At 59.3% G+C, this 13538-nt stretch carries 15 protein-coding genes; 4 read left to right on the top strand and 11 right to left on the bottom strand.

Going from position 1 to position 13538, the window contains the following annotated elements; all coding sequences use genetic code 11:
• Positions 1-34: 34 nt before the first annotated feature.
• The 4 genes from JWS10_RS20085 to JWS10_RS20100 form a co-directional block, all read right to left on the bottom strand.
• On the bottom strand, positions 35-1246 hold the full coding sequence (locus JWS10_RS20085) for a beta-ketoacyl synthase (protein WP_299509563.1): 1212 nt from the start codon (positions 1244-1246) through the stop codon (positions 35-37).
• Positions 1243-1518, bottom strand: a complete 276-nt coding sequence (locus JWS10_RS20090; RefSeq protein ID WP_299509611.1) for an acyl carrier protein — start codon at positions 1516-1518, stop codon at positions 1243-1245. The genes JWS10_RS20085 and JWS10_RS20090 overlap by 4 nt, the downstream gene beginning before the upstream one ends.
• A gap of 36 nt (positions 1519-1554) precedes the next feature.
• Positions 1555-2646 (bottom strand): UDP-3-O-(3-hydroxymyristoyl)glucosamine N-acyltransferase, encoded by a 1092-nt coding sequence (locus JWS10_RS20095; protein ID WP_299509564.1) that lies wholly within the window; start codon positions 2644-2646, stop codon positions 1555-1557.
• A 72-nt stretch (positions 2647-2718) separates the two neighbouring features.
• The gene (locus tag JWS10_RS20100; RefSeq protein WP_299509565.1) at positions 2719-4257 is read right to left on the bottom strand and encodes a L,D-transpeptidase family protein; all 1539 of its coding nucleotides are present in this window, start codon (positions 4255-4257) and stop codon (positions 2719-2721) included.
• Between the two features lie 447 nt (positions 4258-4704).
• Between JWS10_RS20100 and JWS10_RS20105 the strand changes: the two genes are divergently transcribed.
• The gene (locus tag JWS10_RS20105) at positions 4705-5274 is read left to right on the top strand and encodes a DUF882 domain-containing protein (protein ID WP_299481122.1); all 570 of its coding nucleotides are present in this window, start codon (positions 4705-4707) and stop codon (positions 5272-5274) included.
• A 112-nt stretch (positions 5275-5386) separates the two neighbouring features.
• Here JWS10_RS20105 and JWS10_RS20110 read toward each other — a convergent pair whose 3' ends face one another.
• Positions 5387-6139 (bottom strand): RlmE family RNA methyltransferase, encoded by a 753-nt coding sequence (locus tag JWS10_RS20110; RefSeq protein WP_299509566.1) that lies wholly within the window; start codon positions 6137-6139, stop codon positions 5387-5389.
• A complete protein-coding gene (locus tag JWS10_RS20115) occupies positions 6136-7269 on the bottom strand; it encodes a Ppx/GppA phosphatase family protein (RefSeq protein ID WP_299509568.1) in 1134 nt (377 codons plus the stop codon). Before JWS10_RS20115 ends, JWS10_RS20110 begins: the two co-directional genes overlap by 4 nt.
• Positions 7270-7545: 276 nt before the next feature.
• On the opposite strand from JWS10_RS20115, the gene JWS10_RS20120 reads away from it, so the two are divergent.
• From JWS10_RS20120 to JWS10_RS20130, 3 genes are read left to right on the top strand one after another with little or no spacing between them, the layout of a single operon-like run.
• On the top strand, positions 7546-7848 hold the full coding sequence (locus tag JWS10_RS20120) for a virulence factor (RefSeq protein WP_299481114.1): 303 nt from the start codon (positions 7546-7548) through the stop codon (positions 7846-7848).
• Between the two features lie 21 nt (positions 7849-7869).
• Entirely contained in the window at positions 7870-8796 is a 927-nt protein-coding gene (locus tag JWS10_RS20125; RefSeq protein WP_299509570.1) for a methylenetetrahydrofolate reductase, read from the top strand.
• 2 nt (positions 8797-8798) lie between these two features.
• Entirely contained in the window at positions 8799-9776 is a 978-nt protein-coding gene (locus JWS10_RS20130; protein WP_299509571.1) for a methyltetrahydrofolate cobalamin methyltransferase, read from the top strand.
• A 46-nt stretch (positions 9777-9822) separates the two neighbouring features.
• Here the strand turns inward: JWS10_RS20130 and JWS10_RS20135 are convergent, their stop codons facing one another.
• The 5 genes from JWS10_RS20135 to JWS10_RS20155 are packed head-to-tail and all read right to left on the bottom strand — an operon-like array spanning position 9823 to position 13533.
• The gene (locus tag JWS10_RS20135) at positions 9823-10026 is read right to left on the bottom strand and encodes a hypothetical protein (RefSeq protein WP_299509572.1); all 204 of its coding nucleotides are present in this window, start codon (positions 10024-10026) and stop codon (positions 9823-9825) included.
• Positions 10027-10030: 4 nt separating this feature from the next.
• Positions 10031-10672, bottom strand: coding sequence for an SMC-Scp complex subunit ScpB (gene scpB / locus JWS10_RS20140; protein WP_299509573.1), 642 nt, complete (start codon positions 10670-10672; stop codon positions 10031-10033).
• Entirely contained in the window at positions 10669-11466 is a 798-nt protein-coding gene (locus JWS10_RS20145) for a ScpA family protein (RefSeq protein WP_299509574.1), read from the bottom strand. The genes scpB and JWS10_RS20145 overlap by 4 nt, the downstream gene beginning before the upstream one ends.
• Positions 11459-12466 carry a beta-N-acetylhexosaminidase gene (gene nagZ, locus JWS10_RS20150; protein ID WP_299509575.1) on the bottom strand — a complete coding sequence of 336 codons (1008 nt, stop codon included), beginning with the start codon at positions 12464-12466 and terminating at the stop codon, positions 11459-11461. Before nagZ ends, JWS10_RS20145 begins: the two co-directional genes overlap by 8 nt.
• Positions 12463-13533 carry an SPOR domain-containing protein gene (locus JWS10_RS20155; RefSeq protein WP_299509576.1) on the bottom strand — a complete coding sequence of 357 codons (1071 nt, stop codon included), beginning with the start codon at positions 13531-13533 and terminating at the stop codon, positions 12463-12465. The genes nagZ and JWS10_RS20155 overlap by 4 nt, the downstream gene beginning before the upstream one ends.
• Between the last annotated feature and the right edge of the window lie 5 nt (positions 13534-13538).

Raw genomic sequence — 13538 nt, forward strand, 5'->3', positions numbered from 1 at the left:
GGCGGGTTTTTTTCATGCGTAAATTGTCGAAGCTCTACGGTGCTTTGCGCAACACCAGCACAGCATTCAATCCGCCAAACGCAAACGCGTTCGACATTACGACGTCAACATTGGCCTGACGCGCCGTATTTGGCACGACGTCCAGCGGACATTCCGGGTCGGGTTGATCATAGCCAATCGTCGGCGCGATAACGTCTTGCCGCAAAGCCATCAGGCAAGCCAACAGCTCTACCGCGCCCGTGCCGCCGATCAGATGGCCGTGCATGGATTTGGTGGAGGACAGCATGACGTTCTGCGCCGCCGCCCCGAAAACTTCAGCAATCGCGGCGCATTCGGTTTTGTCATTTGCCGCAGTGCCGGTGCCATGCGCGTTGATGTATCCAACTGCATCTGGTGCGACTTTGGCATCGCGCAGCGCCAAACGGATCGCCCGCGCGGCTCCGGCTTGCGAGGGCATCACAATGTCAGAGGCATCGGAGGTCATCGCAAAGCCGATCACCTCGGCCAAAATCTCGGCACCGCGGGCGCGGGCATGTTCGTAGTCTTCAAACACGAAGATTGCGGCACCCTCGCCTTGGACCATGCCGCTGCGGTTCAGGCTGAACGGACGGCAAGCGGTTTGCGACATGACGCGCAGACCTTCCCAAGCCTTGATGCCGCCGAAGCACAGCATGGATTCCGAGCCCCCGGTGACCATCACTTTCGCACCACCGCCCCGGATTGCCTGAAACGCCAGACCCATCGCGTGATTGGAACTGGCGCAAGCGGTGGAGACGCTGAAACTTGGGCCGCGCAGCCCGAACTGCATCGCCACATGGCTGGCGGCGGCACTGTTCATCAGCCGTGGAACGACGAACGGATGCACGCGGTTTTTTTCTTCGGCGTAGACTGCGCGGTAATTGTCGTCAGACGTATTAACGCCGCCCGCCGCCGTGCCTAGCACAACACCGGTTTCGTCGCCCAAATCGGCGTCGAAGACCAGACCAGATTGCGCAATCGCTTCAGCGGCGGCAACCAAGGCAAACTGGGTGAATTTGTCGTAAAGCGTGATTTGTTGCCGGGTGAACAGCGCGTCGCCATCCCAATCGCGGATTTGACCGCCGATCTTGATGCTGAGGCGATCCTTGTCGCGGATGTCTAATTCGGCAATGCCGCAGCGCCCCTCGGCAAAGGCGGCGTATGTTCCCGCGACATCGCGGGCGAGTGCGTTAACCGTGCCCGCGCCGGTGATAACAACCCGCGTCATGTGGCTTTCTGAGCGATCAGGTTTTCGACAGCGGCGACAATCGAGGCCACTGAACTGAGATCAAAACCGCTTTTCGACGGCTCATTTGCATTGAAAGGCACCGAGATATCAAAGGCTTCTTCAATCGCAAAGATGGTTTCGACCAGCCCCAAGCTGTCAATGCCCAGACTTTGCAGCGACTGCCCCGGGGTTACATCGGCCATGTCCAGCACCGCTTGCTCGGCAATGATCGCGATGACTTGCGTTTGCACGCTGATCACTTGGCTTTGCATGTTCATCGGTTTTCCTTAGCTATCCGTTCACACTGTTTAATCAACGTCAGGTAACAGGGATATGGCCTTCTCCAGTTGAGCCACTTTAACCGCCAGCCGAGGCAGCCGCCGCAGCGCCTTTTGCATCTCGACATGGGTTTCCATCTTCACCGCAGGATAGCCCAAAAGCACGCGGCCCGCAGGCGCATTGGTCAGGATTTTCGTCGCACCGCCGGCAATCACGTCATCACCGACAAAGATATTATCGCTGACGCCCACTTGGCCGCCCAGCACCACCCGGTCGCCAATCTTTGCCGAGCCCGCAATGCCGACCTGCCCGCAGAGCAGGCAATCGCGACCGACCTGCACGTTGTGGCCGATGTGGACGAGGTTATCGAGTTTGCTGCCCGAGCCGATTACCGTATCGCGAACGGTGCCACGATCAATCGTAACATTCGCGCCAATCTCAACATCATCGCCCAGGGTGACGGACCCCAGGGAATGTATCCTCACCCAACGCTGCGCGCGAATTTCATCGCGTTTTCCGAGGCTTGCGCGGATTTCTTCAACCCCCGATTTCTCGGGCGTGACGAAGGAAAATCCATCCGCACCGACCACAGCACCCGGCTGACAGATAAAGCGATGCCCGATCTTCACCCGCGCACCAATCCGCGCACCTTGCAGGATCAGGGCATCATCACCGATCACAGCGCCCTCGGCCACCGAGACGTGGCTCGCAATCCGCGCGCGTGCGCCGATTTTAACGTCTGGGCCGATGACTACGAAGGGGCCAATCGCAGCGTTTTCACCGATCTGCGCTGAGGCATCAATAAGCGCCATCGGATGCACACCGCGGGCAATGGTAGGGCCGGGATCAAGCAGCACCGACAGCCCCGCCATCGCCAGACGGCCACGCGGTGCAAAGATCACGGCTTTCAGCCCCAAGGCCCGCCAATCGGCACCGGGCCACAGCATCGCTGCCTGCGCCTGACCCTTTGGAATTCCATCAGCATAACGCGGGTCCATCGCCAGCGCCAAGTCCTGCGGGCCTGCGCTTGCGGGTTCGGAAGCCCGCAGCACTGTCAGGTCAAGATCGCCGTCGGCCTCTGCCCCCAACGCCAGTGCAATATCGCGGATCGAATGGGCCATGGTATCCTCCGGCGGTTTGCGGATGATTTAGCGCGGTTTCGCCCCGATTTGAACCACTATATCTCGCCCGCGTTAGCCTTGCACGTCAGGCAAAGTCACCCCAGCCTTGGTCAAGGCGTCAAACAGCAAACCGTCGCGACCGTAGACGTCACGACGGTAGGCCATGCCATCTTTGGTCGGCCAAGCGGTGTAATACACCAAATGCACTGGCACCGGGATATCCAGTGAAACCGAGCTTTCGTTGTCGGTATCCAGATGCCCTTGGAACAGCCCCTTCGGATCGCTGGTTTGCTTTGCGAGCAGCGTATAGGCAAAGTCAAAGGGGTCGCCAAGACGGATGCAACCGTGACTGAAGGCCCGCACCTCATTGGCAAACAGGGCTTTGGCGGGGGTGTCATGCAGGTAGATGTTGTATTTGTTCGGGAACATGAACTTCACCTTGCCCAAGGCGTTACCATCCGAGGGCGGTTGGCGCAGGCCAAACGGGAAGCTGGACGCCGAATAGGCTGCGAAATTCACGGCTCCACGCGGCACTACCCTGCCCCGGCCATCAATCACCTGCAAATGCCCAACCGCGTTGGGGTTGCGCTGCAACATCGGCAGGTATTCCTTGACGGTGATCGAGCGCGGCACCCCCCAGCTGGGGTTGATCACCATATATTCCATCTCGTCGGAAAACTCGGGCGTGCGCATCTCGGGCGAGCTTTTGCCCACCACGGCGCGCGTTTCAAACGTCACGCGGCCATCATCGACAATTTGGGCGGAAAAATCCGCCTGATTGACCCAGATATGACGTTTGCCGAGATCGGTATGCGCCATCCAACGCATCCGCTCCAACGCCACGACCACCGATTTCAATCGCTCTGCCGGGGGGGTGTTCAATGCCTCAATGGTTGAGGCCCCTGCCACACCATCCGCCGCCAAGCCCTGATCGAGTTGATAGCGTTGAACGGCGCGTTGCATCTGCGCGTCATATACAGCCGTCGCTGAACGGCTCATATAGCCGAGTTCGATCAGCCGATCACGCAGGGCAATCACCGCATCATCCGTATCACCCGGCGACAGCTTGGCGGCCGAAACGCCGATCAGCGATGGCGCTTCAGCCTGCAATCGCAACTTCTCTTTCACCAGCCGCGCATATTCGGGGGCCACTGGCAGCAAAGCCGCCAAATAAGCCTCGGGTACGGGGGTGGTGGCCATAGCCGCCAACAATACCGCGGGGTCGGGCCGAATAATCTCGCGCAGGATCGTCGGATCAATCTTTTTCGGCGTGAGTGCGCCGGAACTTACATCGCGCGCATAGGACAGAAACGCGGCAGTCATCGCCATTTCCAGACGGCCCCGGTCGCCTTCGGTCACTGCGGCTTTCGCTTGCGCGATCAAATCAGCCGGATCGTAGCGGTTTGCTGGAAGACCCTGCGCTTGCGCGGTAGAAAGCGCCATGATCAATGCATGTCGGCGCTGTTGATCGTTGGGGCCAGTCCAGAGCGGCTGATACTGATGGGCGCGGTAGAAAGCGGCCGTCGGTTCGTCTTGCGCGGATGCTTCCGCCAAGGACCGAGTGAACGCGTCGGTTTGTGCAAAAACCGGCGAGGCCCAAGCGAACAACATCGTGAGTGCGGTTGTTGCGGTTAAGCTGCGGATAAGCCCGGGGACAGCAGAGGTAAGACTAGGGACTGAACGATTGAGGCGCACGATGATTCCTATAAACTGGCAACTGCCCAGTCGCGTCTGAAAGTTGATTTATCTTCAAAAAAGCTTGGGTGAAATCGCTGGCACTGTAAACTCGTGATACGGTATCGGCTTGTACAGAACTCGCTAGTTACCCGTTGATTGTCGCATATTCGCCACGAATAAGGCAGATGCGGAAATCCCCACCTGGTTCCGAGATATTCAGCAATTTTTTGCCTATTGCTGTCAGACTGAGTTGAGGCGGCCAATCTGCTCTTTGGCTTCATCACAAGCTGTGCCATAACGTGCTCAGCACTTGGGGATGAAGTGACGAACAGAACCGCAACTTCAGGCGGTCAGAGACCAGTGACGGGACAGGCGCAAAGAATGGCGAATATGAACTCGAACGTGATCACGCGGCGTGGGCTGCTGGGTGTTTTTGCGGCAACAGCCGTGGTTGCAGCCCCCACTTATTCCAATGCTTTCGGCCTTCTCAGGGGCGCAGGCGATATCCGACGGATCCGAATGTATTCGGGTCGCACCGGGGAAAGCATCGACACGATTTATTGGGTCGAAGGTGAATACATCCCGGAAGTTACCAAAGAAATCAACCACTTCATGCGTGACTGGCGGTCTGACGATATCGTCAAGATGGACCCGCGCAACTATGACATCATAGCTGCAGCGCACCGTTTGCTGGACGTGCGCGAGCCTTACATGCTGTTGTCGGGCTATCGCAGCCCAGCCACCAACGCGATGCTGCGATCGCGTTCAGGCGGCGTTGCAAAGCACTCTTTGCACATGAAGGGCATGGCGGCTGATCTACGTTTGAAGTCGCGTTCGGTCCGCCAGATGGCCAAAGCGGCTGAGGCGTGTTCGGGCGGTGGGGTGGGCCACTACTACGGCTCCAACTTTGTGCACATGGACTGCGGCCCGGTCCGCTCTTGGGGCGGCTAACGCCGGCCAGCCTAGAATTGATCGAAGTTTAAGCAAAAAGGCGCCTGATCGGGCGCCTTTTGTTTTGAATGGGTTTCATGATTGTTTCTTGAGTTGACTTAACTCAGCTCAACTATTGATTGTCTTCTGAGCGCGGCGCGAACGATCCGGTCAGGGTGGCTTTGCCGCGGAAGCCCTGCGCCACGACGAATTTCTCGGAACTGTCAGAGCGACTCGCCGGCGGTTTTACGTTTGCTACCTTGTTGAACGACTTCTTCAATTGCACCTGCATCTCATTTTCGGCACCACCCGCCAGAACTTTGGCGATAAAAGTGCCACCGTCTTCCAGCACGTCAAACGCGAAGGCCAAGGCGGCTTCAATCAGCGCGATGATGCGCAAGTGATCGGTGCCTTTATGCCCCGACGCCGAGGCGGCCATATCGGACATCACAACGTCGGCCTTCCCACCGAGCCAGCCTTTGACCAGCCCATCGGCTTCATCCGACAGGAAATCCAGCTGATGGATTTGCGCGCCTGCGATGCTTTCGATCTCTTGCAAATCAATCCCAAGCACGGTGCCAATCGGCTTTTTCGGATTGTCGCCCAAGGCATTCACCCGCTTGACCGCGACCTGACACCAGCCCCCCGGCGCACAGCCAAGGTCAACCACCCGCGCACCCGGCACGAGGAAGCCATATTTGTCGTCGAGTTCGGAAATCTTATACGCCGCCCTGCCCCGGAAACCTTCCTTCTTGGCGCGAATGACGTAGGGGTCGTTCAACTGCCGCTCGAGCCACAGCGTTGACGACAGCTTGCGGCCCTTGGCAGTCTTGACCCGCACGCGCAGCTCGCGCTGGCCCCGGCCTGATGTGGTTTTCTCAGTCATTCGAACGGTCCGTCCTCTAGAACGCCATCGGCGCTCATCTGTGCATATAACAGTCCTTCTCGCAGGCCGCGGTCGGCCACCGAAAGGCGATCCGTTGGCCATATCCGCATCAGCGCCTGAAGGATAGCCGCGCCGGACATGATCAGCGTATGTCTGTCGCGGCCTATCCTCGGGTCATTGCGGCGGCCTTCTGGACCAAGCATCAGATATTCGCGGATCACCAGGTCGATCTGGTCGCTGGTCATCTGCAAGCCATCAACTTTGGTCCGATCGTAGCGGCGCAGGCCAAGGTAGCTCGCCGCCACCGTCGTGACCGTGCCAGAGGTGCCGATGATCTGAAATCCCTCACGCTTTTGCGCCGAGGCATAGGGGCTGAACGAAGCGAGGTTTTCTTCAAAAAACCAGCTCATCAGGGCGAAGCGGGCGCTGTCGTCTTCGACATCCTGAAACTGATCTTTCAACGTTGCCACACCTAAAGGCACCGAAATCCAATCCACGACCCGCGCGCCGGCGGGTTCGGGTTGAAAGCCGCGATGCAGCCGCATGATCGAATGTGGGCGATCTTCGGGGGCAACGCCTGACAGATCAATCCAGACCAACTCAGTAGAGCCGCCGCCGATATCGACCACCAGCAACTGCTCGGTTGAGCGATTGACCAATGGTGCGCAGGAAATCACCGCGAGACGGGCTTCTTCCTCGGCGGGAATTATCTCGACAATCAGCCCGGTTTCACGCCGAACTTGCCGCATGAACTCCTTGGAATTGCGGGCGCGACGACAGGCTTCTGTCGCCACAAACCGCATCCGGGTGACGCCGTGCTGTTCGATCTTCTTCTGACAAATCCGCAAAGCCTGCATGGTACGCCCCATTGAGGCACGACCTAAACGGCCCGAGGCTTCCAGCCCCGCGCCCAGTTGGACAGTCTTAGAAAAGCTGTCCACAACCACAAACTGACTGCCCTTTGGTTGGGCAATCAACATGCGGCACGCATTGGTGCCCAGATCCACGGCAGCATAAAGCCCCTTGGACCACAGGCCGGGGGGGGCCGACGGGTCAGTTTCGCGGAAAGCACTGGGTGCCTCGACCGCTGAGATAATTGCGTCCGCCCCCAGGGGACGCTCGGGCGCCATAATCGCCCTCCATTGGTTGTTACCTCAAACGTAGCCCCGTTGCAGGCAAGTGGCAAGCGCCTCACCCCGACCTGCGCAAACGTGATCTACATTAACGTGATCGGGGCGTTCATAGAGATGATGAAAAATTCTCCAGTTGCGGGCTATAGCCGCACGGCTGCTTTGCGGATAGCAACAGGCGTGGTCGCTGCGAGCGTGTGCCATGTCGAAAACCGACCCTATGTGTCGCGTATGAGCGCATAGAACAGGTGTCAAAATAGGTGGGAGGAATCAACTATGCCGGACGTGACAGTGGTATTTTGGCGCGACATTCCGGCTCAGGTGATTGTCGGCAAAGGGCGGTCTGCGTCAAAAGTGCAGTTGCCTGAGCGGTTTGAGCAAGCGATTGACCGTTGCGCGATGAAAATCGGTGCCAAGGATGCCGATGCGTATCTGGCCGAATGGCGCAAAGCTGATCCCTATCCGGTTGAGGGCGAAGCCGCTGAGGTGGCCGCTGCCGAGGCTGCCCGGTTGGATGCCACCTATGACACCGAGCGTCTGAAGGCGCTGATCAATGCCGAGGGCTGGGCGCAAGCCTGACCGTATTCAAGGGAGGCCCGAATGGCACTTAGTTTTTTCCGCAAAGAAACCAAACCTGTTACCAACACCGACGCGAATGAAGCTTTTTTGAAAGGCTATTCCATTGAGGTGATGCCGCGCACCGCCGAAAAGGTGGAAGACTTCCGCGCGTTACTGCCAAAAGGCACCCGCGTTTACATCGCCCATATTGAGGGCACGCCGATTGAGGATATGGTCGCCACCGCCAAGCGTATCGCGGGCGAAGGCTTTGACGTGATGCCACATTTCCCGGCCCGCATCATCCATGACAAAGCAACCTTGGCCGATTGGATCGCGCGCTATCAAGCCGAGGCTGGAGTCAAGCAAGCTTTGCTGCTTGGGGGCGGCGTGAATACTCCTGCGGGGGATTTTGACAGCTCTATGCAGTTGATCGAAACTGGGTTGTTCGATGGCTTTGAGCGTCTGCACGTGGCTGGCCATCCTGAGGGCAACAAGGACATCGACAAGGACGGCGGCGATGCCATCGTCATGCAGGCGCTGAAGTGGAAGCAGGGGTTTGCCGAGCGTTCCGATGCTAAGATGGCGATTGCGACGCAGTTTTGCTTCGAGGCTGAGCCCGTGATCGCTTGGGCCAACCGTTTGGCCGCAGCGGGTGTGCATCTGCCGATCCATATCGGCGTGGCTGGCCCTGCCAAGCTGCAAACGCTGATCAAATTCGCGATCTCCTGCGGCGTTGGGGCATCTCTGCGCGTGTTGCAGAAACGTGCTATGGACGTGACGAAACTGCTTTTGCCCTACGAGCCGACTGAATTTGTCTCTGGCCTTGCCGCGCATAAAGCGGCGAACCCGGCGTTTGGGATTGAGCAAGTTCACTTCTTCCCGCTGGGCGGCATTAAGACCAATGCGGCTTGGGTTACTGAAAATGGCGGCGCCGCTGGCGTTCCCGCAAACGCTAAAGAGAAGGTTTAAGAATGACCCGGACCGTCATAGAATCTAAGACAAAAACCGTGATCATCGGTTTTGACGAACCCTTCTGCGTGATCGGTGAACGTATCAACCCAACGGGTCGCAAAAAGCTCGCAGCCGAGATGGAAGCTGGCAATTTTGAAACCGTTCTGCGCGACGCGCTAGAGCAGGTCGCCTGCGGTGCCAACGTTCTCGACGTGAATTCGGGCGCGGTATTTACCAACAAAATGGCCGAAGATCCGCGCTACGCTGACAACAATTTCGTCGAGCCGCCGTTGATGCGCGAATTAATCTTGCGCATTCAGGCGATTGTGGATGTGCCCTTATGCATCGACAGCTCGGTCCCGGGCGCGTTGGAGGCTGGTTTAATGGCCTGCGAGGGCCGTCCGCTTTTGAACTCGGTGACGGGCGAAGAAGACCGGATGGAGTTGGTTCTGCCGCTGGTGAAGAAATACAACGTTCCAGTTGTCGCTATTTCCAACGACGATACCGGCATTTCGCAAGACCCGGACGTGCGGTTTGAAGTGGCGCGCAAAATTGTGCAGCGCGCGGCGGATTTCGGCATCCCGGCGCATGATATCGTGGTTGATCCGCTGGTGATGCCCGTGGGTGCTATGGGCACGGCTGGTCAACAGGTGTTCGCCTTGGTGCGGCGTCTGCGCGAAGAACTTGGCGTCAACACCACTTGCGGCGCGTCGAACATCTCGTTCGGGCTGCCGCACCGCCACGGCATCAACGCGGCGTTCCTGCCGATGGCGATTGGCGCGGGGATGACGAGCGCCATTATGAACCCGGTGCGGCAGGTTGAGATGGAGGCCATTCGCGCCGCCAATTTCCTGATGAACCACGATGCCAATGGTGGCGAGTGGATCAGGTTTGCCAAGGTGCTGGAGGCTGTTGAGGCTGGCGCGACGTTTGCCGAGGCTTCTGCTGCGGCAACGGCGGCGACTTCGGGCCGTCGCGGTGGGCGTCGCGCGCGTTAAACCGTTGGAATTAAAGGAAAGGGCCCGCAATCTGCGGGCCGTTTTTTTAGCGGATGCGGCGGGTTAATTTCGCAGCTTGCCGCGCGCGATTCGCCATATCTTTGCCAGCGCGGGCCTGCTGGAGTTCTTCGGGACTCATATCTTGCGGCGATTTCCCTCGGCGAGCGGCATAATCGACACCCTTGTTGACGGCGGTATTGACCAACCGTCCCAACAGTTTGTTCAAGATCATCTGAATAATCCGGTCCATCAACTCAATCCTCAAACAACTCGCTCTGCCCGGTGGTGGGCTGTTCTTCATCCTCAGATGGGGTCGATAGTCCACCCGGCAAGGGGCGGCTGTCAAGCAACCCAGCCGCGCGCAACTCTTTAAGGCCCGGCAGATCGCGGGCGGATTCAAGACCAAAGTGGTCGAGGAAATGGTCGGTCACCACGAAGGTCACCGGCCTGCCGGGGGTCATACGACGGCGGCCCAGCCTGATCCAATCGAGTTCCAGCAGTTGATCGACTGTGCCACGGCTGACCGCGACACCGCGAATTTCTTCAATCTCGGCCCGAGTAACTGGTTGGTGGTAGGCGACAATCGCCAGCGTCTCAATCGCGGCGCGCGACAGCTTGCGCTGCTCGGCGGTTTCCTTTTGCATCAGATGCCCAAGGTCGGCGGCGGTGCGGAAGGCATAGGCATCGCCAACCTTGACCATATTCACCCCCCGCCCCTCGTAGCGGCGGCGCAGGGTCAGTAGGGCTTCGGCGGGATCGCAGCCATGTGGCATTCGCTTGACCAGTTCGGCCAAGGTCACGGGCTCGATTGAGGCGAACAGAATGGCCTCAACCATGCGTTCCTGTTCGCCCATCGGTGGCGCTTCGAACAGACTTTTCTCGATGGGATGGGTCATTGTTCGACGCGCCGGATCATCAGGGGGGCAAAGACCTCGCCTTGTTTGATCTGCACTTGGCCGCGCTTTGCCATCTCTAAAATCGCGGCGAAATGGGCGGCTGTGGCCGAACGCCGCCGCGCTGGTGAGACTTCCCAGCCGTCAGGCATAAAGCTGGTCAGGTCTGACCATTCACCGGCATATCCGAGCAGGCTGCGCATCCGTTCCAGCGCGTCCTCCATGGTATAGACGTCTTTGCGATCAAAGGCGTAGGGACGAAACTCGTCCCGGGTGCGGGTGCGGGCGTAGGCGCGCATCAGATCGAGCAGAGTGGCGGTGTAGCTGACGGTGACCTTACGCGTGACGTCTTCAGGCACACCGCGCGCGAAGAAATCGCGACCCAACTGATCGCGGCCCATCAGGCGGGCGGCGGCCTCTCGCATCGCTGACAGGCGTTCAAGCTGGAAGGCCAAATGCATGGCGAGATCTTCGGCAGACGGCCCAGCCTCGCCGGGTTCGGGCGGCAGCAGCAGGCGCGATTTCAGAAAGGCGAGCCAAGCGGCCATTACCAGATAATCAGCGGCGAGTTCGATGCGCAGAGTGACCGCACGCTGCACGAAAATCAGGTATTGCTCGGCCAGTTGCAGCACGGAAATCTTGCGCAGATCGACCTTTTGGGTGCGCGACAGCATCAAAAGCAGGTCGAGCGGGCCTTCAAAACCATCGACATCAATGATCAAGGCTTCCGAGGCCAGCCTTTCAGCAGCCGGAATACGCTCGGGTGCATTCCAATCGTCGCGATCTTGTTCAGCCATGTGCGCCTTCGCCCAGCAAGCTTGAAAATTCGGCTTTCAGGGCGACGATGTCAACGGATTTTGCCGGGCGGCGTTGGGCGAGCGCCGCTGTGGCACGGGCGCGGGCGGCTTCGGTCATCGTGCCTGCGGCGGTCGCGACCTCTAGCATTTCCGCCATATCGCCCTTGCAATGCAGCGCAATATCGCAGCCAGCGGCGATGGAACGCGCTGTGCGTTGGCCCAAGGTGCCTTCCAGCGCCTGCATGTTCAGATCGTCGGTCATCAGCAGCCCTTTGAAGCCGATCTCGTCGCGGATGGCTTGGATCATCGCGGGCGATTGTGTGGCGGGCAGGCTGTCATAGGCCGAGAAAATGATATGCGCGGTCATCGCCATTGGCAGGTCGGCAAGCGCGCGGAATGGCGCGAAATCGGTGGCGTTCAGCGTGGCGCGGTCGGTCGTAACGGTGGGCAAATCTAGGTGGGTGTCGTTGATAGATCGGCCGTGGCCGGGCATGTGTTTGACGACGGGCAGCACGCCCATTTCAAGATGTGCATCGGCAACGGCGCGGGCGATTTTGGTCACGGTCGCGGCGTCTTGGCCGTAGCAGCGATTGCGTAGAAACGGATGCGTGCGTGGCCCGCCGATATCGGCGACGGGGGCGCAGTTGGCATCAATGCCGACCGCGCGCAGTTCAGCGGCTATGACCATTGAACGCAGCGCCATCGCATGTGCGGCGTTCGCGCCTGCCTGCTCGACGGTATCGAGCGGGGCAGCCCATTCGCTCCAATAGGGAGCGCGCAGACGTTGCACACGACCGCCCTCTTGATCGACTAAGATCGGCGCATAGCGGCCCACCGAGTCGCGCAATTCAGCGGTCAAACGGCTGAGCTGTTGAGGATTAGCAACGTTTCTGGCGAAGATGATGAAGCCTAGTGGGTCATAATCGCGAAAGAAATCTCGTTCGGCGGCGGTCAGGCTTAGCCCTTCGCAGCCGAAAATTGCCGCTCCAGAGCCGATCATTTTTGCGCAACCGGGATGCAGGAGGCGTTTTGCGCCAGCATCGCGGCGCAGAATTGGCGCGCGACGTCTTCATCGGCAAAACCATGCGCGCGCAGGCGGTAGAAGGTGCGACCACCGCTTTGCGCCGATTGCACGACCATGGCTTTCGAAGGGATCAGATCGGGGAAATCGGTTTGCAACCGGGTCCATTCGGCGCGGGCGCTTGCCTCATCGTCGAAAGCACCGAGTTGGACGAGACGGGTACCAGCTGGAATGGTCGCAGGGTCGATTTCGGCGACGGCCGTAGCGGCAGTTACCGCAGCATCGGCGGCTGCTTCGGCCGGCACTTCGACCGGAGCTTCCGCATTGGCAGCGACGGGTTCAACAGCGCCCACCGGAGCGGCACTGGCGGCGGCAGGACGCGTCTTGGGGCGCATCGACATCGCTGCAGGCAGTGCGGCAAGTTCAGTCGCGGCAGGATCGGCCTCATCGCCTTCGGCCAAAGCTGCTGCTAATGCTGCCGCAACAGCATCTTCCTGCGTTTTCGGCAAAGGAGCGGTGACCGCTAGACTATTGTTATCAATCGAAGTTTTCGCAGGCATAGCCTCTGCTGTCGCAACCGGAGCGATCTCAATCGGCGTAAGATCAACTTCACCCACGGGAGCAGGCGCGGCGGCGGTATCGCTGGCCGCCGGAGCGTCTTTCGGCAAAGCAGATAGCTCTGCCATTCCGGCCTGATCTTCATCCGTCAACGTGACTTCTTTGGGTGCAAGGGTCAGCTTATCGGGCAACGGCAAAGCGGTGCCAGCGGCGGCAACGGCGTTCACCGACAGACCTTGGTGCATCGCCACATCGCCACCGGGATTGTCGGGCGCGATCCGCAGCGGGCCTTCCAGCGCGCGCACCACCGGTATGCCTGACACATCGCGCACCGCCAGTTTGTAACCCCAAACGCCAAGCCCGATCACCAAAGCCAGCGAGCATACCGCGCCGCCAATGTTGACAAACGCCAGCGTCCGACCCGTAAGCGGCCCTGTGCTACGTTCGGCATAACCACCGTCGAACTCATCGAAATCCACATCCGCCATGTCTT

It is taken from the genome of Cypionkella sp., from assembly GCF_028290025.1.
Taxonomy (GTDB): Bacteria; Pseudomonadota; Alphaproteobacteria; order Rhodobacterales; family Rhodobacteraceae; genus Cypionkella.

Bases quoted from the DNA above. Each gene is read 5' to 3' on its own strand.
- JWS10_RS20085 (WP_299509563.1), bottom strand. From the start codon at position 1,246: ATGACGCGGGTTGTTATCACCGGCGCGGGCACGGTTAACGCACTCGCC.
- nagZ (WP_299509575.1), bottom strand. From the start codon at position 12,466: ATGATCGGCTCTGGAGCGGCAATTTTCGGCTGCGAAGGGCTAAGCCTG.
- JWS10_RS20125 (WP_299509570.1), top strand. From the start codon at position 7,870: ATGGCACTTAGTTTTTTCCGCAAAGAAACCAAACCTGTTACCAACACC.
- JWS10_RS20145 (WP_299509574.1), bottom strand. From the start codon at position 11,466: ATGGCTGAACAAGATCGCGACGATTGGAATGCACCCGAGCGTATTCCG.
- JWS10_RS20115 (WP_299509568.1), bottom strand. From the start codon at position 7,269: ATGGCGCCCGAGCGTCCCCTGGGGGCGGACGCAATTATCTCAGCGGTC.
- JWS10_RS20155 (WP_299509576.1), bottom strand. From the start codon at position 13,533: ATGGCGGATGTGGATTTCGATGAGTTCGACGGTGGTTATGCCGAACGT.
- JWS10_RS20105 (WP_299481122.1), top strand. From the start codon at position 4,705: ATGGCGAATATGAACTCGAACGTGATCACGCGGCGTGGGCTGCTGGGT.
- JWS10_RS20135 (WP_299509572.1), bottom strand. From the start codon at position 10,026: ATGGACCGGATTATTCAGATGATCTTGAACAAACTGTTGGGACGGTTG.
- JWS10_RS20120 (WP_299481114.1), top strand. From the start codon at position 7,546: ATGCCGGACGTGACAGTGGTATTTTGGCGCGACATTCCGGCTCAGGTG.
- JWS10_RS20110 (WP_299509566.1), bottom strand. From the start codon at position 6,139: ATGACTGAGAAAACCACATCAGGCCGGGGCCAGCGCGAGCTGCGCGTG.
- JWS10_RS20130 (WP_299509571.1), top strand. From the start codon at position 8,799: ATGACCCGGACCGTCATAGAATCTAAGACAAAAACCGTGATCATCGGT.
- JWS10_RS20100 (WP_299509565.1), bottom strand. From the start codon at position 4,257: ATGTTGTTCGCTTGGGCCTCGCCGGTTTTTGCACAAACCGACGCGTTC.
- JWS10_RS20090 (WP_299509611.1), bottom strand. From the start codon at position 1,518: ATGCAAAGCCAAGTGATCAGCGTGCAAACGCAAGTCATCGCGATCATT.
- JWS10_RS20095 (WP_299509564.1), bottom strand. From the start codon at position 2,646: ATGGCCCATTCGATCCGCGATATTGCACTGGCGTTGGGGGCAGAGGCC.
- scpB (WP_299509573.1), bottom strand. From the start codon at position 10,672: ATGACCCATCCCATCGAGAAAAGTCTGTTCGAAGCGCCACCGATGGGC.